At 33.9% G+C, this 20,914-nt stretch carries 24 protein-coding genes; 22 read left to right on the top strand and 2 right to left on the bottom strand.

Annotation, left to right across the window (positions count from 1 at the left end; genetic code table 11):
- Window positions 1–11 precede the first annotated feature (11 nt).
- Together K5Q07_RS05495 and trxA are read left to right on the top strand one after the other, a co-directional pair.
- The gene (locus K5Q07_RS05495; protein ID WP_220730084.1) at window positions 12–2,369 is read left to right on the top strand and encodes an endonuclease MutS2; all 2,358 of its coding nucleotides are present in this window, start codon (window positions 12–14) and stop codon (window positions 2,367–2,369) included.
- 36 nt (window positions 2,370–2,405) lie between these two features.
- A complete protein-coding gene (trxA, locus tag K5Q07_RS05490; RefSeq protein WP_505603614.1) occupies window positions 2,406–2,771 on the top strand; it encodes a thioredoxin in 366 nt (121 codons plus the stop codon).
- Window positions 2,772–2,820: 49 nt separating this feature from the next.
- Here the strand turns inward: trxA and K5Q07_RS05485 are convergent, their stop codons facing one another.
- On the bottom strand, window positions 2,821–3,309 hold the full coding sequence (locus K5Q07_RS05485; RefSeq protein ID WP_220730083.1) for a YslB family protein: 489 nt from the start codon (window positions 3,307–3,309) through the stop codon (window positions 2,821–2,823).
- 164 nt (window positions 3,310–3,473) lie between these two features.
- On the opposite strand from K5Q07_RS05485, the gene racE reads away from it, so the two are divergent.
- From racE to K5Q07_RS06885, 19 genes are all read left to right on the top strand, one after another.
- Entirely contained in the window at window positions 3,474–4,289 is an 816-nt protein-coding gene (gene racE, locus K5Q07_RS05480; protein WP_220730082.1) for a glutamate racemase, read from the top strand.
- A 2-nt stretch (window positions 4,290–4,291) separates the two neighbouring features.
- Entirely contained in the window at window positions 4,292–4,882 is a 591-nt protein-coding gene (locus K5Q07_RS05475) for an XTP/dITP diphosphatase (RefSeq protein WP_220730081.1), read from the top strand.
- 69 nt (window positions 4,883–4,951) lie between these two features.
- The gene (locus K5Q07_RS05470) at window positions 4,952–5,329 is read left to right on the top strand and encodes a DUF948 domain-containing protein (RefSeq protein ID WP_220730080.1); all 378 of its coding nucleotides are present in this window, start codon (window positions 4,952–4,954) and stop codon (window positions 5,327–5,329) included.
- Between the two features lie 15 nt (window positions 5,330–5,344).
- On the top strand, window positions 5,345–5,767 hold the full coding sequence (locus tag K5Q07_RS05465; protein ID WP_220730079.1) for a hypothetical protein: 423 nt from the start codon (window positions 5,345–5,347) through the stop codon (window positions 5,765–5,767).
- A 155-nt stretch (window positions 5,768–5,922) separates the two neighbouring features.
- Window positions 5,923–6,924: a catabolite control protein A gene (ccpA, locus tag K5Q07_RS05460; RefSeq protein ID WP_220730078.1), complete on the top strand. Its 1,002-nt coding sequence runs from the start codon at window positions 5,923–5,925 to the stop codon at window positions 6,922–6,924.
- 95 nt (window positions 6,925–7,019) lie between these two features.
- Window positions 7,020–7,754, top strand: coding sequence for a YebC/PmpR family DNA-binding transcriptional regulator (locus K5Q07_RS05455; RefSeq protein ID WP_220730077.1), 735 nt, complete (start codon window positions 7,020–7,022; stop codon window positions 7,752–7,754).
- Window positions 7,755–7,845: 91 nt separating this feature from the next.
- On the top strand, window positions 7,846–8,754 hold the full coding sequence (gene comGA, locus K5Q07_RS05450) for a competence type IV pilus ATPase ComGA (RefSeq protein WP_220730076.1): 909 nt from the start codon (window positions 7,846–7,848) through the stop codon (window positions 8,752–8,754).
- The gene (locus K5Q07_RS05445; protein WP_220730075.1) at window positions 8,732–9,703 is read left to right on the top strand and encodes a type II secretion system F family protein; all 972 of its coding nucleotides are present in this window, start codon (window positions 8,732–8,734) and stop codon (window positions 9,701–9,703) included. Before comGA ends, K5Q07_RS05445 begins: the two co-directional genes overlap by 23 nt.
- 3 nt (window positions 9,704–9,706) lie before the next feature.
- Window positions 9,707–10,012: a competence type IV pilus major pilin ComGC gene (comGC, locus tag K5Q07_RS05440; protein WP_220730074.1), complete on the top strand. Its 306-nt coding sequence runs from the start codon at window positions 9,707–9,709 to the stop codon at window positions 10,010–10,012.
- Entirely contained in the window at window positions 9,981–10,433 is a 453-nt protein-coding gene (locus K5Q07_RS05435) for a prepilin-type N-terminal cleavage/methylation domain-containing protein (protein ID WP_220730073.1), read from the top strand. The genes comGC and K5Q07_RS05435 overlap by 32 nt, the downstream gene beginning before the upstream one ends.
- A 137-nt stretch (window positions 10,434–10,570) precedes the next feature.
- Window positions 10,571–10,993 carry a competence type IV pilus minor pilin ComGF gene (locus K5Q07_RS05430; protein ID WP_220730072.1) on the top strand — a complete coding sequence of 141 codons (423 nt, stop codon included), beginning with the start codon at window positions 10,571–10,573 and terminating at the stop codon, window positions 10,991–10,993.
- A 236-nt stretch (window positions 10,994–11,229) separates the two neighbouring features.
- On the top strand, window positions 11,230–12,264 hold the full coding sequence (locus K5Q07_RS05425; RefSeq protein WP_220730071.1) for a class I SAM-dependent methyltransferase: 1,035 nt from the start codon (window positions 11,230–11,232) through the stop codon (window positions 12,262–12,264).
- 10 nt (window positions 12,265–12,274) lie between these two features.
- Window positions 12,275–13,465: an acetate/propionate family kinase gene (locus tag K5Q07_RS05420; protein ID WP_220730070.1), complete on the top strand. Its 1,191-nt coding sequence runs from the start codon at window positions 12,275–12,277 to the stop codon at window positions 13,463–13,465.
- A gap of 204 nt (window positions 13,466–13,669) precedes the next feature.
- On the top strand, window positions 13,670–15,040 hold the full coding sequence (locus tag K5Q07_RS05415; RefSeq protein ID WP_220730069.1) for an amino acid permease: 1,371 nt from the start codon (window positions 13,670–13,672) through the stop codon (window positions 15,038–15,040).
- Between the two features lie 120 nt (window positions 15,041–15,160).
- Window positions 15,161–15,769: a metallophosphoesterase family protein gene (locus tag K5Q07_RS05410; RefSeq protein ID WP_220730068.1), complete on the top strand. Its 609-nt coding sequence runs from the start codon at window positions 15,161–15,163 to the stop codon at window positions 15,767–15,769.
- Between the two features lie 13 nt (window positions 15,770–15,782).
- Window positions 15,783–17,156 (top strand): bifunctional metallophosphatase/5'-nucleotidase, encoded by a 1,374-nt coding sequence (locus K5Q07_RS05405; protein ID WP_251067644.1) that lies wholly within the window; start codon window positions 15,783–15,785, stop codon window positions 17,154–17,156.
- Window positions 17,157–17,168: 12 nt separating this feature from the next.
- A complete protein-coding gene (locus K5Q07_RS05400; RefSeq protein WP_220730066.1) occupies window positions 17,169–17,717 on the top strand; it encodes a YutD family protein in 549 nt (182 codons plus the stop codon).
- A 12-nt stretch (window positions 17,718–17,729) separates the two neighbouring features.
- Entirely contained in the window at window positions 17,730–18,509 is a 780-nt protein-coding gene (locus K5Q07_RS05395; RefSeq protein WP_220730065.1) for a TIGR01457 family HAD-type hydrolase, read from the top strand.
- On the top strand, window positions 18,493–19,137 hold the full coding sequence (locus tag K5Q07_RS06885) for a TIGR01906 family membrane protein (protein ID WP_373310047.1): 645 nt from the start codon (window positions 18,493–18,495) through the stop codon (window positions 19,135–19,137). The genes K5Q07_RS05395 and K5Q07_RS06885 overlap by 17 nt, the downstream gene beginning before the upstream one ends.
- A gap of 31 nt (window positions 19,138–19,168) precedes the next feature.
- On the opposite strand, the gene K5Q07_RS05385 is transcribed toward K5Q07_RS06885, so the two are convergent.
- Window positions 19,169–19,807 carry a VTT domain-containing protein gene (locus K5Q07_RS05385; protein WP_220730063.1) on the bottom strand — a complete coding sequence of 213 codons (639 nt, stop codon included), beginning with the start codon at window positions 19,805–19,807 and terminating at the stop codon, window positions 19,169–19,171.
- A 146-nt stretch (window positions 19,808–19,953) separates the two neighbouring features.
- On the opposite strand from K5Q07_RS05385, the gene K5Q07_RS05380 reads away from it, so the two are divergent.
- Complete coding sequence (locus tag K5Q07_RS05380; protein WP_220730062.1) at window positions 19,954–20,544, top strand: peptidylprolyl isomerase; 591 nt, start codon at window positions 19,954–19,956, stop codon at window positions 20,542–20,544.
- Window positions 20,545–20,914 lie beyond the last annotated feature (370 nt).

The raw sequence follows: 20,914 nt of genomic DNA, 5'->3' as shown, positions 1-20,914 counted from the left end.
TGATTAAATAAATGAATGAAAAAGTTCTATCAACTTTAGAATATGAAAAAGTTAAGAGCTCAATCGAGCAATATTTAACGACAAGAAACGGTAAAAAAGAACTAGCTGCACTATCACCGGTAGATAATCCTAATACTATTAATATGTGGCTCGATGAAACAGATGATGGGGCTCATATTTTGCGTTTAGATAAAGAAATTTCAATTCCTAAACTGGATGATGTTACTCCATACATGAAGCGATTAAAGATTGACGCTTCATTGAACGGAAGCGAATTATCAAAGATAAATAAGATTTTAAAGACATCTAACTATCTAGTTAGATTTTTTAATAACCTAAGAGACGATGAAGTATCACTAAATCGTTTGTACAAATTAATCAATGAAATTCAGGCAGTACCAAATATTTCTCAACGCTTGTCAGATTCAATCGATGATGATGGTAGATTATTGAATACTGCTTCAAAGGAATTAAATTCAATCAGACGTCGTATGGATGTCATTAAGGGTGAAGTGCGTTCAATCATGAACCAATTCACTCAAAAGCACAGCAAGGATTTAACTGAACCAATCGTCACAATCAGAGAAGACAGAATGGTGTTACCAGTTAAAGCTGAGAATAAGAATAAATTTGGTGGGATTGTGCATGATCGCAGTTCATCAGGGCAAACTTTGTACATTGAACCTGCTTCAACTGTTGGTTTAAATACAGAGTTACGTCAGAAACAAATCGAAGAACGTCACGAAGAAAGACGTATTTTGATTGAATTATCAGACTTAATTCGTCCTTACCAAAGTGAAATTATTAATAACTCCAAGATATTAGGTCATTTGGATTTGATTAATGCTAAGGCCAAGTACGCCAGAGATTTAAAGGCGACAAGACCGGAAGTATCAAATGAAAACCATGTTAATTTAAAGCAAGCTAGACATCCTTTAATTGATATGAATAAGGTTGTTGCTAATGACTTATATATTGGTAAAGACAATAAGGCCATCATTATTACCGGTCCTAATACCGGTGGTAAGACCATTACCATTAAGACATTGGGACTACTACAATTGATGGCACAGTCCGGACTATTTGTTACAGCTAATGAAGGTTCATCCGTTGCAGTATTTGATAATGTATTTGCTGACATCGGAGATGAACAATCAATTGAACAAAACCTAAGTACATTCTCATCTCATATGGATAATATCGTTGACATCTTGGATGGAATTACCAAAAAGAGTTTAGTTATTTTGGATGAATTGGGTGCCGGAACCGATCCTAAGGAAGGTTCAGCATTAGCCATCGCCATTTTAGACAAGATAGCCGAAAAAGATTGTGATGTTGTTGCTACTACTCACTATCCAGAATTGAAGGTTTATGCTTATAATCGTCCACAAACGATTAATGCATCCATGGAATTCGATAGTGAAACCCTTCAACCAACTTATCATTTGATGATGGGGGTACCTGGCCAAAGTAATGGTTTGAATATTGCTTCTAGACTTGGTTTAGATGAATCAATCATTACCGAAGCTAGATCATTAGTCGACCAAGATAGTCAAGACTTAAACACCATGATTGTCGAATTGACTGAACAAACTAAGCGTGCTCGAGTAGAAGCTGATGAATTAAAAGTTCAATTAGATGATGCAACTAAACTACATGAAGACTTGAGTGAAGAATACATCAAGTACAAGAATCAAAAGGATAGATTGGTAACTGCTGCTAAGCAACAAGCAAATGAAATTGCTGAAGCGGCTAAGAAGAAGGCAGACGCTATCATCAAGGATCTTCACGAAAAGCAACGTAAAGTTGGTCAAGTTGCAATTAAGGAAAATGAATTAATTGACGCTCAAGGACAATTGAATTCACTACGTCACGATGTCAACCTTGTTAATAACCGTGTATTGAAGAAGGCGAAGGCCAAGCATGATTTCCACAAGGGTGATGACGTAATGGTTAAATCATATGGACAACGTGGTGTGCTGGTTAAGAAGTTAGATGACAACGAATGGGAAGTTCAGCTTGGTATTCTTAAAATGAGAATTGCCAAGGGTGATCTTGAAAAAATCAAAGTTGATAACGATGAACAAAGATTCAATACTAAGGTCAAAAGAACTGCTTCTAAACGTGTATCTGCTAAGTTGGATTTACGTGGTCATCGTTACGAAGAAGCAATGCACGAAGTTGATCAATACTTGGATTCTGCTGTTCTAGCAGGGTATCCTTCAGTAACAATTATTCACGGAAAGGGTACCGGTGCTCTAAGAAAAGGTGTTACAGACATGCTTTCTAGTGATCGACGAGTTTCTTCATTTAATTATTCTCCAGCAAATGCTGGAGGCGATGGTTCCACAGTGGTAAAATTGAGATAGAAAGTTAAATCGTATAAGACATATTCTTTGCATTTAATTGATAAACAGTCTAAACTTACTTTCAGTAAGAAAAATAAGGAGGCTATTAAAATGGTTTCAGAAACAACAGATAAGACATTTGAAAAAGATACTGCCGAAGGTGTTACTTTAACTGATTTTTGGGCAACTTGGTGTGGTCCTTGCCGTATGCAATCACCAGTTGTAGACCAATTATCTGAAGAAATGGGTGACAAGGTAACATTCAACAAGATGGATGTTGACCAAAACCCAGAAACACCACAAAAATTTGGTATTATGAGTATTCCTACTTTATTAGTAAAGAAGGATGGCGAAGTTGTAGATAGCATCGTGGGTTACCACAGCAAAGAACAACTAGCTAAGATTTTAAACCAATACCTATAAGATAATAAAAAAAGAACGTTTAGCAATGCTAAGCGTTCTTTTTTTATTATTATTTTAAATCAAATTCTTTAACGGAATCTTCAATTACTGGAGCGGGATGTTTTGGATCCATATGTACTCTAATAAGGACGGTTCCATTTTTTTCTTCTTTAGGATTCATTTCAGCTTCCGAAATTACACCAAATTGTTGTTGGGCAATTTGAGCTAAGAATCCAGATTCAAACATGAAATCAGCGTCTGGATTAGCTTCGATTCGTTTGGCAACAATATCACCGCTTAAAGTCCATTGAATTTCGTGTTTATTTTCAGAAGAAACAGTTAGGTCACCTAAACCTGATTGCTTGAAAAATAGGACAGTATCCAAAGCATCTTTTAATGGGAATTTTCTAGCGATTTTTTTACCAGCCCAATACATAATGCTGTGGGTATCATTTCCCAATAAATCGTTTAATAATACGTCTCTTAACAATTCTTGTCCCCATAGGGAACGAGTAGAATCGTTATCAATTATCTTATTGTAAAGATTATTATTATCCATACTTGTTAACCTCAATTCCTTATATACAAATACATTATATTATAAATTTATCATAATTTATATATCCCATGTAAAATTAAAGCAAATGTTTATCCTTAATAAATGTCAGATAGTGCTAAAAATGGTAATATAAAAGTAACGGAACTGAAAAGAGGGTTACTATTTTGAGCAAAAAAGCGATTGGCTTTATGGATTCTGGAGTAGGTGGCTTAACAGTTGCTAAGCTAGCGATTCAAGAATTACAAAACGAAAATATTGCATATTTGGGTGATGAAGCCCGTTTACCATATGGTGAAAAATCTAAAGAAGAGATTCAACAATATTCATTACAAATAGCAAACTTCTTAATAAAAAAAGAAGATATAAAAATGCTAGTGATTGCTTGTAATACAGCGACTTCATATGCATTGAGTTATTTACAAGACAATCTTCTTATTCCAGTAATTGGTGTTGTAAACCCAGGAAGTATTGCTGCGGTTAATAATACCAAGACCAACCGTGTTGGATTAATTGCCACTAATGGAACTGTTAAGAGTGGCGCTTACGAAAAAGAAATCAAAAAGATTAATAATGATGTCGAAGTATTTAGTCAGGGATGTCCAAGGTTTGTCCCAATGGTTGAAAATCAAGAATTTAAGGATTCAAAAACACAAATAGTAGTTGATAATGATTTATCAACTATCAACAAGGATGATGTTGATACATTAATCCTTGGTTGTACTCATTTTCCAATCATGCGTGATTTGATTCAAAAGTCAGTTGGTGACAATGTAAAATTAATTGATCCAGGACATGAAACTGTTAAACAAATTAAAAAGATTTTACAAGATAATCACATTGAAAATAATGAAGTTTCTAAACCTACTTATTCATTCTACACTACAGGTAATCCAGATAACTTCAACAAGGTTGCTAACGAGTGGCTTAATTTCGAAGTTCATGCTAAGCATCTATCAATCAAAGAACTAGAGGAGCTATGATTATGGAAACAATTGTAATTGCTACTAACAATCAAAATAAGGCTCGCGAATTTCGCGAAATGTTTGCCGATAAAAATATTGATTTTAAAACACTTGCGGATTTTCCAAAATTAGGTAAAATTATTGAAAATGGTGAATCATTTGAAGAAAATGCCACCATTAAAGCACAAGCCATTTTCGAGCGAACTAATTTAGCCGTTTTAGCTGATGATTCTGGTTTGGAAGTGCCTGCATTAAATAATGAACCAGGAATTCATTCAGCTAGATATGCTGGAGATCATGATGATGCCGCGAACAATAAGAAGCTATTGGCCAAATTAGGTGACAGTGATAAGCGAGATGCCAGATTTGTTACTTGTTTAGTATTATTGAATCAACATGGTCAAAAATTCGTCATTTATGGAACAGTGGAGGGAACCATACTAAAAGCACCAAGAGGTGACAATGGTTTCGGATATGACCCATTATTTTATGTGCCAAGTAAGAAGAAAACCATGGCAGAAATGTCTGATCATGAAAAAAATGAGATAAGCCATCGAGGAAATGCAATTAAACAACTATATAGTAAGTTTGATGAATGGTGGAAGGCTTAAGATTAAACTAATTGTAAGATTAAATGGTAAATGCTATTATAATCATATAAACGTATGAGGAGGGGTTGCATGACAATTGGAGGATTAGCTGGTTTGATTGCCGCAGTTGCATTTTTAATCATTGCGTTAGCTGCTGCGGTTCTACTAATCAAATTATCTAAGACTGTTGATGAGGTAAATAAGAATATTAATTCTATTTCTCAAGATATTGATGTAATATCAAAACAAGCCGAGGATATTTTAGCTAGCTCAAATTCATTAGTTAAGGATGTTAATGAAAAAATCAACACCTTAGATCCAGTTTACAAAGCTGCTGCAGATGTTGGACAAAGCGTTAGCGATTTAAATAACGCAACTCAAAACTTAGCCAGAAAGTTCCAAAACAGAAACAAAAAATCATTTATGGAAAAAGTCGCAGGTGCTGGCTTTAGAATGTTTAAAAAATAAAAGGGAGTGTTTTTTATGAAAAAGACAGGACTATTTTTATTAGGATTAACTACTGGTGCAGCCGCTGCTGCATACCTAGCATACCGTAAAATGGATGATGAAAAGACAAAGGAATTCGTTAACAGTACTGTAAAGACTGCTAACGATTTAAAAGATCGTGCATTGGATTATGCTTTTTACGCTTTAGATTCAGTTGATGACGTAAAAGATCAACTACAATACAAGACCTCAGATGCAAAATCAAAGATTAAAGATGCTGCAGGAAAGGTTAATGATAATGTAGTTAACAAAGCACAATACTATTATGATGAAGGTAGTACCCAATTCCACAAAGCAGCTGACAACTTAAGAAACCAAGTTAGAAAGAACGCTGACGACAGCCAAGACATCGTCATTGATCCAGATGCTTTAAAACAAGAAGACAATTTAAGTAAATAATTTTAAATCGTGAAAGAGGCCTGACTTTGTTAGGTCTCTTTTGTGTTTTCAAGAGGTGGTAGTCTTGTTAAATCGTCGTTTATCTGATATATTTGTAAACATATTGAAAGCGCTATGAAAACAAACCAGGCGGACTTAAAGAGGAGTTTGAGAGAATGGAAAAGCAAAATGTAACTATTTACGATGTTGCTAGAGAATCTGGTGTTTCCATGGCTACTGTTTCTAGAGTTTTAAATGGTAACAGTAACGTACGACAAGCAACCAAAGAAAAAGTGTTGAAGGTCATAGATGATCTGGACTATCGCCCTAATGCTGTGGCAAGGGGACTAGCAAGTAAGAAGACAACAACGGTTGGGGTAATCATTCCCGATGTAACCGATGGATACTTTTCTTCACTAGCTCGTGGAATTGATGATATTGCTACTATGTACAAGTACAATATTATCCTAGCCAATTCGGATGATAATCCCGATAAGGAAGCATCAGTACTAAATACATTGTTAAGTAAACAAGTTGATGGAATTATCTTTATGGGTAATGAAATTAATGATGATTTAAGAGCTGATTTTAAGCGTTCTGACTGTCCAATCGTGTTGGCCGGTTCAGTTGATATCAATAATTCAGTGCCTAGTGTAAATATTGATTATGCGGATGCTGTAAAAAATGAAACAGACCGTTTAATCAAAAATGGTAATCGTAGAATTGCGTTTGCATCAGGTTCAATGAAACAAGATGTTAACAAGGAATACCGACTAAAGGGCTATGTTTCAGCTTTAAAGAGCAATAGAATCAAATTTGATGATCAGTTGGTTTTTGAAACAAAGGGAACATATGAAGACGGTTATGATTTGGCTGAACAAATCATCAAAGAAAAGATTACTGCAGCCGTAGCCACTAATGATGAGCTTGCTGCTGGTATCTTAAACGGAATGACAGATCGTGGTGTGTCAGTTCCTAAAGACTTTGAATTATTCACAAGTAATAATACTAAGTTAGCTAAAATGATGAGACCACAGTTGTCTTCAATCACACAACCTTTATATGATATTGGTGCGGTCGCAATGAGATTGTTAACCAAGATTATGAATAAAGAAGAGATTGATAACCGATATGTGATCTTAGGCTATGAAATAGTTGAACGCGACTCAACTAAATAGCTGATTTAGTAACTTGATTAATTATATACTGATTGATATAATTGATATGTTTGTAAACTAATGAAACAATAGAATTCGAGAGGAGTGCTGTGATTATGTCAGGACATTCAAAATGGCATAACATTCAAGGACGTAAAGGTGCCCAAGATAAAAAACGTGGTAAGATTTTCCAAAAATTGTCTCGTGATTTATACCAAGCTGCTAAAGCCGGTGGTCCAGAACCAGATGGTAACCCACAATTACGTCTTGTGATTGATAAAGCTCATGCTGCCAACATGCCTAAAGATAACATTCAACGTGCTATCGACAAGGCTTCTGGTCAAGGTGGAGCAAACTACGAAGAAATTACTTACGAAGGATATGGACCTGCTGGTACAGCTATCATGGTTTCTTGCTTAACTGATAACAAGAACCGTACTGCTGCAGCCGTACGTTCAGCATTCAGTCACCATGGTGGTTCACTAGGATCAAATGGTTCTGTTTCATACATGTTTGACCGTAGAGGATACATCGTTATCCTACGTGACGGTTTAGACGTTGATGAAGACAGCATGTTAATGGATGTTTTAGATGCTGGTGGAGAAGACATGAAGTCAGATGATGACCAATTTGAAATCTTTACTGCACCTTCAGATCTAACTGCTGTTAGAGATGCTTTACAAGAAAAATATGATTTAGATACTGCTGAAGTAACAATGTTCCCTCAAAACAAGACTGCTGTACCAAGTGATAAAGTATCACAATACACTGGTCTAATTGACGAACTTGATGAAAACGACGACGTACAAGACGTTTATGAAGCAGCTGAATTACCTGAAGCAGCTGAATAATTAAAAAAGATGCACATTAAGTGCATCTTTTTTTGTATAAAAATAAATGAAACCTCTACTTTTTTCGAATATAAAAAGTGGAGGTTTTTTTATGAGTATTTCAAATTATTTTGATAATTTAATTAATCAAGCAATCGAAGAAAAAATTAAAGACATTTATCTTCTGCCGATTAATGAAAATTATATCGTTAGGAAACATACAGGAATAAATATTACTGAGTGTGATTGTATCAATTATGAAAAAGCAAATAAATTAATCAATTACTGTAAGTATATTGGTGGAATGTCAATAAGTGAGCGAAGAAGACCACAGATTGGTTCGTTTGAATTTATTGCTAAGCAAAAGAAGTTTTTCTTGCGATTTTCTTCAGTCGGTAATTACAAAAATCACGAATCAATGGTTATTAGAATTATTTACTCGTTGGATGATGAGACCATGAATTACGATGATGATGGACAATTTTATCGTTTAAAGGAACTATCTAAACAAAATGGGATGATTGTCTTCGCAGGTAAGACTGGTTCAGGGAAGACGACGTCTATTTATCATTTAGCTAACACGATGAGTTCTAATAAATTGATTATGAGCATTGAAGATCCGGTAGAAATCATTAATAACAATTTTTTGCAATTACAAGTGAATGAATCCGCTGATATGGGATATGACGAGCTAATCAAAGTCGGTTTGAGAAGTCGTCCAGATGTTTTTATCATTGGAGAAATTAGGGATGCTAGTACGGCTAAATCAGCTGTCCGTGCGGCATTATCCGGCCATTTGGTATTAACTACTATTCATGCAAGAGATATCGACGGGGTAATTAATAGACTAGGACAACTAGGTTGTGATTATGATGATTTATTCAATTGCTTAAATTCAGTTGTTTTTCAAAAATTATCCATCAAAAATCAAAAAGATGTGTCCGTTAACATGGATATTAAAGATAATTTTGACGATTTAAAGGGAAGGATAGTCGGTAATGGAAAAACTATCGTTAAATAAACAGTACTATCTATTTAAGAATTTGAGTGATTTATTCAGTTCCGGTTTCACGATTAAAGAATCACTTCAATTTTTATCAGAAGTGGGCGGTAGGCAATCAATAATTAAAAAGATTGCTCATAAGCTAAGCGAAGGTAATAGCTTTAGTAATAGTATTGTCGGTCTCGTTCATAATGAATTTTACAATCAAATCATGATTAGTGAAAAGTACGGTGATCTTTCATCCTGTTTGGCTGAACTAAGCCATTTTATTGAAGTGAAGTTGAAAAATAAATCGAAAATCAGAGATTTACTTTTTTACCCAATCGTTTTGGTGATTATTTTAATTGGAATTGTATACGCAATAAATGCTTTTGTATTACCACAACTAAGTTCAATTAATTCAATGCAACACTACGACTTAGGATGGCTTTACATACTAACATTTGGTTTATTCGTTGGAATTACGACTGGAGTAATCATGTATAAAAGATTACCGCTACTCAGAAAAAGGGATGTTATATCAAGAATCCCTTTTATAGGAAAGATTTACAGAGCTTACATGGGATATATACTATCGCTGGAACTTAAAATGTTGATTCAAAATGGGATTGACTTAAAAAATATACTAAATATTTTAAAAGACTTTAAACCGAATACGATTATGTATTTGTTGGGAGAAAAAGCTCGATATTTAGCTAATCGAGGAGAAGATGTCGGTAAATTAACCAAGATGTATGCATTTGTCCCTTCTGAATTTAATGGATTCTTTCATCGTGGATCAAAGGTATCAGAGATATTAGTTAAATTAGAGGCATTTTCGCAGATTAAATTTGAAGAAATGAACCATCGTTCAAATCAATTAATTAATCTTATTCAACCGCTATTATTTTTATTTATTGGAATTTGTATTGTTTTGGCATATTTAGTTGTTCTTATGCCAATTTATTCATCATTGAAAGGACTTTAAAAAATGAACAAGAAAAAAGCTGGCTTTACACTAATCGAAATGACAATCGTTTTATTCATCATTTCGTTATTAATTTTAATTGTTGTCCCAAATGTTTCTGGACAAAAGAAGCATGCTACCAATGTACATGTACATGCAATGCAAACATTAGTCCAAGGTCAAATTGACTCATTTGAATCTGATGACAATCAATCTGATGTAAGTATGGATGCACTGGTAAAAAACGGTTATTTAACTCAAAAACAAGCTGATCAAGCTCAAGAAGAGGGCATTCAAATTGTGGATAATAAAGCTGTGGCAAAAGAATAAAAATGCATTTACCACAATTGAAATGCTAATAGTGTTAGTCATTAGCTCAATTTTTATGTCGCTATGTATTTTTTTATATCATGGTATGCATGTAAGTGATAAGGAGTTGGAAAAAGAGTTTTGGATAAATTTCAGGGTGTATTGGAGACAAGCAATTGAAAATAGTGAATACACTAAATCTTTGACGACAATATACGCTACTAAACATGAAATTATTTTTTTCAATAAAGGACATCATTATAGTCTTCGTATGCCTGATAGTATGTGGGTACAAGATAGACTTTTAATTTATATTAATGGTGACGGCTATTCTGCACCTAAAACATTTAGATGGTATTCAAAAAAGACAAATACCCGTTACCTTGTAAAAATACAGCTTGGTGGGGAGACTTATAGATTAGATGAAACATATTATGAATAATGGATTTATAATGATTGATTCGATTACAGCACTGACGCTAATTTCTGTTGGAATGATTTTCTTCTGTGAGTCGAATCAATATATGTATGACAATCTTGGCAAAGCTAGAAGGACTTTGATACAAAAGAGAATAGAGTATGAAAAGAAAAAAGGCTTTTACGATTATTGAGACGCTTATTGAACTTGTAGTTTTGGGATTAATCGCAATTACGATTACCATGATCTATCCGTTGAAGAAAACTTACAATCAAAAAAATGAGCATGCGGCAGATTTTCAATCTTTCTTGAATAATATTGAAGCTAAAAAGAAGCACTATGTTTTGTTCGAAAAAGCGGGACAACATTTTGTGACCATAATAAGCCGGGAATATGGAAAAAGATACAATCTTCATTTATATAATAAAGTAGTTGTTCTTTCGGGGATAAACGGAGGATACTATCCGCTTTTGGATGATGTTAGAAGCATTGATTTTAAGGAAGTAAAAAAGCACTTAGCGATTAAGGTAATATTTAATAATAATGAAAGCTATGAGGATGTGAGTTCGATATCTTATGAGTAAAAAATGTGGATCAGCAACACTAATTGCAATTGTTGTTTTATCAGTTTTATCGATTTTCTTATTGATAAAATATGAAAAATATAATGCTGAAATGCAGACGATAAATAAAATGATAAGAAGCTATGAATAATGGTAATTTATATTGAAGTAATTAATGGTTTATCTTGAATTTTCTTGTGAAAATCTGGTAATATGAAAGTTGTTATTAAGTGATAATACTTTTAAGGGAGTTGAGTGTGCTGACTGAGAAAGATACAGAAACTCTGTTTAAAGTTTTCAATTCTTCAGCTGAAATTTTGAAAGACAAGTTAGGGGTATCATATCTTGATGCATTTATCGAGACTGGAGATAACCTTATCAATGACGGTCAAGTTCATGTTGAAGATGGTATACCAGATAGTGACACAGTTTCTAAGTTAGAAGGATTATACCGAGACGTAGATTATCAATCTATGGATGCAGAAACTGTAAGAAAGGCCATTCAGATTTGCATGATTAAGGCAACCAAAGAGGACGCCATTCAGGCAAACCACCAAATAACACCTGATACGATAGCTTCTATCATGGGATATTTAGTTATTAGATTAGTTAAGAATGCCAAGCATCTACAGATTCTGGATTTATCCGTTGGAATGGGTAACCTATTAACTACGGTTATGAATCAATTGAAGGATGCAGTTAAGGATATTGATTTGCATGCTATTGGGATTGACAATGACGATTCCATGTTAGCCGTTTCAAGCATAAGTACACAAATGCAAAGAAACGATAAAAATACTGAACTTATTTATCAAGATTCAGTTGCCAATATTTTGGTAGATGATGCAGATCTAGTAATTTCTGATTTACCAATTGGGTATTATCCGATTGATGAAAATACCACTAACTATAAGACAAGATCAACAGATGGTCATTCATATGCTCACCACTTGTTAATTGAACAAGGGATGAACCATATCAAACCAGGTGGTTACGGGGTATTTTTAGTACCAAGTAATATCTTTAACACGCCAGAATCAAAATCATTATTAAAGTGGATTCAAGATAATGCTTATCTTCAAGCCTTGTTGAATCTACCAAAGGAAATCTTTAATAATGCCAATGCTCAAAAAGCAGTTTTGATTCTACAAAAGCATGGTGAAGATGCCCACCAAGTTGAAAAAATTATGATTGGTGAGTTCCCATCATTTAATGAAGTATCTGCTTTCCAAAAATTCTTAGCAGAACTAGTTGAGTGGGAAGAAAAAGATTTATTATCTAAAGAAAGTTAGGAGAACTATTATGGGAAAGTCAATTGCAATTAACGCAGGAAGTTCCACATTAAAATTTAAATTATTCGAAATGCCTTCAGAAAAATTAATTTCTAGCGGGGCTATCGATAGAATTGGTTTAACTAAGTCAGATGTTGAAATTAAATATGGTGATGGCGAAAAATTCCAAAAGACAATGGATATTCAAAATCATGAAGAAGCAATTAAGCTTGTATTAGACAAACTACTAAGTCTAAACATTATTGCTGACTACAATGAAATTACAGGTGTTGGTCACCGTGTTGTTGCCGGTGGTGAATACTTCACTGATTCTGTTGTTATTGATGATGATGTTTTAAGTAAGTTAGAAGAACTATCAGAATTAGCTCCACTTCACGAACCAGCAAATATTCTAGGAATCAAAGCATTCAAGAAGATTTTGCCAAACGTTATCAGTGTTGCAGTATTTGATACTTCATTCCATACTTCAATGCCAGAAGAAAACTACATGTATGCTTTACCATACAAGTACTACCGTGATCACAAAGCTAGAAAATATGGTGCACATGGTACTAGTTACCGTTACGTATCAGGTCGTGCTGCAGCAATGATGGGCAAGAAGTTAGAAGACTTAAAACTTGTTATCATGCACTTAGGTGCCGGTGCTTCAATATGTGCCGTAGACCATGGTAAATCATTAGATACCTCAATGGGCTTCACACCATTGACAGGTATCATGATGGCTACTAGATCTGGTGATGTTGACCCTTCACTACTTGCATACATTATGCAAAAGGAAGGCATTTCAGATATTAATGAAATGATTAACATCTTAAACAAGAAGTCAGGTTTAGCTGGTGTATCTGAAGTTTCTGCTGATATGAGGGATCTAGAAGCAGTTAAGGATGAAAACCACCAAGCTGAATTAGCACGTAACATGTACATGAACAGAATTGTTAGATACGTTGGTCAATACGTTGCTGAAATGAATGGTGTTGACGGTATCGTATTTACTGCTGGTGTTGGCGAAAACGATATTGGTATCAGACAAGAAGTTGCTGACAAGCTAAGTTACTTCGGTGTTAAGGTTGATCCTGAAAAGAACCACATTCGTGCCGTTGAAAGAGATATTAGTGCAGACGATGCTAAGATTAAGACACTATTAATTCCTACAAACGAAGAATTAATGATTGTTAGAGATATTGAACGTCTTAAGAAATAATAATAAAAAAAGACCTAATAAGGTCTTTTTTTATTTTCATGGATTGATGAAAATAATTCAATTAAATAAAAATAACATGAACAAACGTTGTAACACCGGGGATTAAACATCAATGAGTACCGTTGTACAAGCGTTTAGACGTATTGCGGTTTAAATAAAATATGTATAATTAGCATCATAGAATATTTATAGGAGGGTGATGGGATGCAAGAATCACCGAAACAAGAAAGCCAACAACTTTCAAGAGGCTTAAAAAATCGTCATGTTCAATTAATCGCTTTGGGTGGAACAATTGGAACAGGGTTGTTCCTAGGAGCTGGAGAATCCATTCAATTTGCAGGACCATCAATTATTTTAGCTTACTTAATTGCTGGGATTGCGGGATTCTTTATCATGAGATCACTTGGTGAACTATTATTATCCAATGTCGATTGTCACTCATACATTGAATTTATTGAAAAATACTTAGGCGAAAAGATGGGCTTTGTTGCCGGTTGGACGTACTGGGCCTGCTGGATAACGATTGCCATGGCCGAAATTACAGCCGCCAGTTTATACATAAAATATTGGTTCCCAAGTGTTCCACAATGGATAACTGGTTTAATCATCATTATTATTTTGTTCTTATTGAACACAATTAACGTGTCAGCCTTCGGTGAAACTGAATTCTGGTTTGCACTAATAAAGGTTGTTGCAATTTTAGCTTTAATTGCTACTGGAATTGTATTAGTAATCATGAATTACAAGACTCCTGTTGGTCACGCAAGTCTTTCAAACTTATTTGGTCACAAGATGTTTGCACACGGTATCTCAGGGTTCCTAATGAGTTTTCAAATGGTAATCTTTAGTTTTGCCGGAATTGAAATGATTGGTATGACTGCTTCAGAAACTCATGATCCAGAAAAGGTTATTCCAAAGGCAATTAACGAAGTTCCTTCAAGAATTTTAATTTTCTACATTGGTTCACTAGTTGCACTAATGTGTATCTACCCATGGAACTACATCAATGCAGATTCAAGTCCTTTCGTACAAGTATTCCAAAATATTGGAATTGCAGGAGCTGCCTCAATTATTAACTTTGTTGTTTTAACAGCTGCTGTATCTGCATGTAACTCTTCAATCTTTACCACTGGTAGAATGGCATACTCACTATGTTATGGTACTAACAACAAAGTAGGTAAGAAGATTGGTTCATTAACTAAGAATGGTTTACCAGCAGCCGGAATTGTCTTTTCAATTATCGTAATTGCTATTTCACTATTCTTAAATGCATTCATGCCAAATGGTGTTTTCCAATTAATCTCAAGTGTTGCTACCACATGTTTCCTATTCATTTGGGGATTAATTGTTATTGCTCATATCAAGTACAGAAATTCAGTTAAGAAGAATAAAGAAGAAGATAAGCTAACATTTAAGATGCCTTTATTCCCACTTTCAAGTTACTTCGTATTAGCATTCTTACTATTCGTAGCAGTTATATTGCTATTTAGAGTAGACACTATGATTCCATTAATTGGATCAATCGTGTGGATTGTATTCCTATACATCTTTAAGGTTGTAAAAGACCGCGTATAAATTAAAGCAGTTTCAACGACTAATTCCTTAATTAAGTAGTTAGTTTGATTGAAGCTGTTTTTTTGTTTTTCATTTTATCGATAATAGTTTATTCTATTAGTAAGGAAGTAGGTGGCAAGGATGAAATACTTTATAGCGGATACGCATTTTCTTGATAAGCATATGATAGGAAATAAGAATTTCGCGCCACGACCATACTTCTTTGTGGATGAGATGGATAACGATGTCGTTAAGAACTGGAACGAAGAGATTTCTGACAATGACATCGTTTATCATCTTGGTGATATTGCAGTATGTCACGAGAAACCACAAAGAAAAGCACACGAAAAAATTTATAACATTTTAAAACAATTGAATGGTCACATTGTTTTTATTAAGGGTAATCATGACAGTAGGGCGCTGTTTAAGTTTATTGATAAAAATAATTATGATCTAAACGGGAAACCAAAGTTTTCTTTTCATGATGTTGGGGCATTAATTAAGATGAATCATGCCCAATATTATATGACTCATTACCCATTAATGATGGGACAGGTGGGACCAATTATTGATTTACATGGCCATATTCATCACTATTCAGTGCCAGTAAAGGAAAATATCAATGTGGGAGTAGATAGTCCTGAAAAAGACTATTTAGGTTATGAAAAACCATTTGGTGCTCCCTATAGCGAAGAAGATATTTTTACCATGGTTGAACAAAAGAAAATTGATTTTGCCAAAAGACGTTAAGGAGGAAGTAAGTTTGGAAAAAATTGCGATTTTACACACCAATGATTTACATTCACACTTTGAAAATTGGCCAAGAATAAAAAGATATTTAATTAGTGAAAAACAAAAATTAGAACAGCAAGGATATTTTGTTATTACCGTTGACCTAGGTGATGCTTTAGATAGAGCTGATCCACTAACTGACGCAACAAATGGTAAAGCAAATGTTGAACTGTTGAATGAGATTGGCTATGATGCTACAACCATTGGTAACAATGAAGGTTTAACTAATAGCAAAGATCAATTAAATCATTTGTATGACGATGCCAACTTTGACGTTGTTTTAGCTAACATTGTTGATTCTGATACTAAGAAGTTGCCAAGTTGGGCTAATGAAACCAAGATGATTAATACACCTGCTGGAAATCATATAAAGATTTATGGTTTAACAGCTCCATACCAATCAACTTATACGCTTGAGGGATGGACCCCAATTGATGATCAAGAAAAGATTCCGGAACTATTAGACAATGACAAGGATGATGAGGTGCTAGTATTGCTATCTCATTTAGGTGTTACTCAAGACAGATTGATTGCTAAGAAGTTTCCACGTTTCGATGTTATTATTGGAAGTCACACCCATCACTTGTTTGAACATGGTGAAAGGGACAATCAATCTCTATTAGCAGCAGCTGGTAAGTATGGATACTATGTAGGTAAGGTAACGTTAGAAGTGGAAGATAATCATGTCGTTAATAGCGAAGCTAGTGTTGTTAAAACTAGTGATTTACCAGTAAAACCTGAAGATAGTAAGTGGCTAGATGCTCTTGAAAAACGTGGTCAAGACATTTTAGCTCAATCCAAAGTTGCTAAGTTAGATGAAAAAATGGATAATGGTCTTCGTGGCAAACCAAGAATGGTTAGCGAATTTTTATCTGCAATGAAAGAAAAGGCAGGAACGAAAGCAGCAATCGTTAATAATGGATTATTCTTACATGCATTACCAAAAGGTATTGTAGATAAGAACCAATTACATCAAATATTGCCTCATTCTATGCATGTAACTAAAACAACATTATCTGGAAGCGACTTATGGCGCATGATAATGGAAATGCAAAAGAATTGGAAGTTCTTAATTGCATATGAACAAAAGGGAATGGGCTTTAGAGGTAAGTACTTTGGCCAATTAAACTATGACGGAATTGATGTTGACGATCAAAATAATGTTTATTTTGACGGAAAGTTAATTGATTTTAACCAAACATATGAAATTGCATTACTAGATCATTACATTTTCATTCCATTCTTCCCAACGGTTGCAATTAAGGGTGATAATAATATCTTGTATGATCAAACACTACGTGAAGTGTTCGCATCATACCTATCAAAGAAATATCCGCTAGAATAGGAGAGGATAGTTTTGGATCGTAAGAGTATTGAAGAACTAGTCGAAGAAAAAAATAGCAACTACAAACCACTAGCTAACATAAAACTTGAAGACGAAAAGACCATTTTGATTAATGGTCATAAATACGAAATTATTAGTAATCGTAACAACTGTTTTAATATTGATGATTTTATCGCTAGTTATAATCCCATATTTAGTAGATACAGCTTTATCGTTGGTGATTACGGTTATGGCGTACTTAGACTAAAGGGATTTTCTGATGATGGTAGTAATACACCACTACAGAACCAATTTATGGCAATTCAAGATTATTTATATGAATATGCCAACATGGGTGCGGATTACTTTGTTTTGCATAACTTAGAAGTAAAGACCAAACCAAATGGCTCTTTCAACAAGAGAAGAGGACGTCGTTCTTCTAACAAGAATAATCGTCATGCCTTTATTAAAGAAAAGGTAACTAATGAAAAGCCTCGTGTTGATAAAAGAGAACATGTGACCGTTACTCAATCAAAAGGACATGGTAAAAGACATTTTACAATTAAACAAAGAACTGACTAGGAGAGAGTTTTAATGACAAAGTATAAGGGTTATTTCATTGACCTTGATGGCACAATTTATGCTGGAAGTAAGAGAATTCCGGCTGCAAAGAGATTTATCGAAAGATTACAATCAAATGGGATTGATTTTCTTTTCGTAACTAATAACACAACTAAGATGCCAGAGGACGTAGTGAAAAATCTAGGGGATAATCATGACATTCATGTAAGCACTGATAATGTTTATACCGCTGGATTGGCTACTGCTGATTACGTTAAAAAAGATGCCGAAAGTAATCAATTGGAAAAGACAGCTTATGTAGTAGGTGAAAAGGGATTGCTTACCGCCCTACAAAATAATGGTTTTAAAATTACAGAAGATAAACCAAGTTATGTAATTGTTGGTTTAGACAATTCGGTTACTTATGATCAGTTGAGTAAGGCCGTTTTATTAGTCAGAGATGGATCCAAGTTTATTGGAACCAATCCTGATAGTAATATTCCAACTGAAAAAGGGATGCAACCAGGAGCTGGTTCATTAGTCAAATTAGTTGAATATGCAACCCAACAAAAACCAGTCTTAATTGGTAAACCTGAATCAATCATCATGCAAAATGCTTTGGATAAGATTGGTTTAAATAAATCTGATGTAGTGATGGTCGGAGATAACTACATGACTGATATCTCTGCGGGTATTAACTTTGGCATGGATACTTTGATTGTATACACAGGTTTATCTACAAAAGAACAAGTGGCTCAAAAAGAAGTCCAACCAACTCATCAAATTGATTCATTGGATGATTGGGAAGTTTAATTTGAATATTGAATTTATGAAGTATCGAGCATTGTCGTTAGTAATCCTTTTGTGGTTTGTAACTTGCTCGATATTTTTGTTTATGAACATGCCATTTATATATACGTCAGTAGTCCATCTACTAAATGTGCAACATGATATTAAAATGAGTTCTGATCAGATTAAGGACAATTACCTGTTAATCATCAGATATCTACAATCATTTTTTATCGATAATATGCAAACAACATTACCAATCAATAATGTGGTTAAGACGCATTTTTTGGATGTTAGAAGATTAATTTTGCTAAATAATCTGTTTATGGTGTCTATGACGCCAATATTAATCAAAATATTGGTTAAATTAAGGGAAAATAAGCTTCTGTGGCTTTTAAAACAAGCTTTTAAACGAATATACTCCTTCTTTGTATTTGTTTGTGTATTTGCATTAATTGATTTCAATGATGCTTTTATCTTTTTCCATAAACTTTTGTTTAGAAACAACGACTGGATTTTTAACGCAAAAAAAGAACCAATCATAATACTATTTCCTGATCAGTATTTTGTGATTGGCTTCGCCTTTATATTTATATTCGTTACCGTGTGTTATTTAATCCTTCTTAGATTTATTAACAAATCGAATCAATAAAAAAGGACTCCTTACCAGGAGCCCTTTTTTATTAAGCTTTCTTTCCTTTTTTGAATAATGCCACTAATGCAGGTACACAAGTTACTAGGATGATACCAAGTACTACTACTGAGAAGTGTTCTTGTACGAATGGGATGTTTCCGAAGAAGTATCCTCCACCACAACATAGTAGAACCCAGACGATACATGCAGAGACGTTGTATTTAACGAATTTACTGTACTTATAACCACTTGAAGCTGCAATGAATGGTGCGAAAGTTCTGATGATTGGCATAAATCTAGCAATAAATATAGCTAAGATACCATATTTATCAAAGAAAGTTTTTGCTTTGTCCAGTTGTTCTTGTTTAATGAACTTACCAATATGTTTTTGCTTAGTAAGTTTATTACCGACTTTTTCACCAAGGAAGAAGTTTAAAGAGTCACCGACGATTGAAGCAATTAGGAATAATATGATAAATATGAATATGCTTAGGTGATATTTTGAGTTTGCAGAGATAGCTGCTGCTGCAAATAGTAATGAATCCCCAGGTAGGAAGGGCATGATTACTATTCCAGTTTCAATGAAAATTACTAGAAATAGCAATAGGTAGGTCCAATCACCAAAATAATTAACCAAGTTAATAATGTGTTGGTCAATGTGTAATATAAAATCTATTAAAAGTTGCATTTCTCTCTCCTTTTATTGTTTAAATATATTTTAACAAATTTACAGGATTAACATTAAAGTTTTTTTAAAATAATTCATAAAAACACTTAATCATTTTTACTTCGTTAGCTATAATGTATGTAGCAATTAAATATTTGGAGGACAAAATGACTCAATATCCACAATTAAGTATAGATGATAAATATAAGCCGATGGCTATTCTAAAGACAAATTATGGTGACATTCAAATAGCTTTGTTTGAAAAACAAGCACCTCAAGCAGTAGAAAACTTCATGAAATTAGCAGAAGTTGGTTACTATGATGGAACAACTTTCCATAGAGTTATTAAAGACTTTATGATTCAAGGTGGTGATCCAACAGCAACTGGTGCAGGGGGAGAAAGTATTTGGAATCGTCCATTTGATGATGAATTTTCAAAAGACTTATACAATGTACGTGGAGCAGTGTCTATGGCTAACTCAGGTCCAAATACTAATGGAAGTCAGTTCTTTATCGTGCAAAATAAGACACTTCCTGAAACACTAATGGATCAAATGAATGAAGCAGGATTCCCTGAAGAAATCATTGATTACTACGTTAAGAATGGTGGTACTCCGTGGCTAGACTTCAGACATACTGTATTCGGTCAAGTTGTTAAAGGAATGGATATCGTTGATAAGATTGCTGATGCTGAGGTTGATGCAAACGATAAACCTGTTGAAGATGTTCTAGTTAATAAAATAGAAATTTTTAAATAGTACTTGACCGTAAAAAGACTTCCTGGTAGTATAAATATTGCTGTTGAGAGAGATTACTTAATCCTCTCAAACAACCTTGAAAATTGATGTTGACAGTGATTGATGATTTTGATATTATAATTAAGTCGCGTTAAATCAGTTAATTTCAAGCGTTGGCAAATTAAAAAAAGTTATTGACACTGTGTTGATAATTTGCTATGATTAATGAGTTGTCAATTGAGGCAACAAGTTAATAAAAGGTAGATCTTTGAAAACTGAACAAGATTGATAATCGATGATGTGTAAGGAACTTGCAACTTGGTTGTAAGAATTAAACATTGCGAAGTCAATTCGCTTATAAAATAACAATTTATTCAGAAGAGCTAAGTTA

This window comes from Apilactobacillus zhangqiuensis, assembly GCF_019656215.1.
Classification (GTDB): domain Bacteria; phylum Bacillota; class Bacilli; order Lactobacillales; family Lactobacillaceae; genus Apilactobacillus; species Apilactobacillus zhangqiuensis.
Note: the sequence above shows the minus strand (reverse complement) of the source record. Positions and strands in the feature narration are given on the sequence as shown.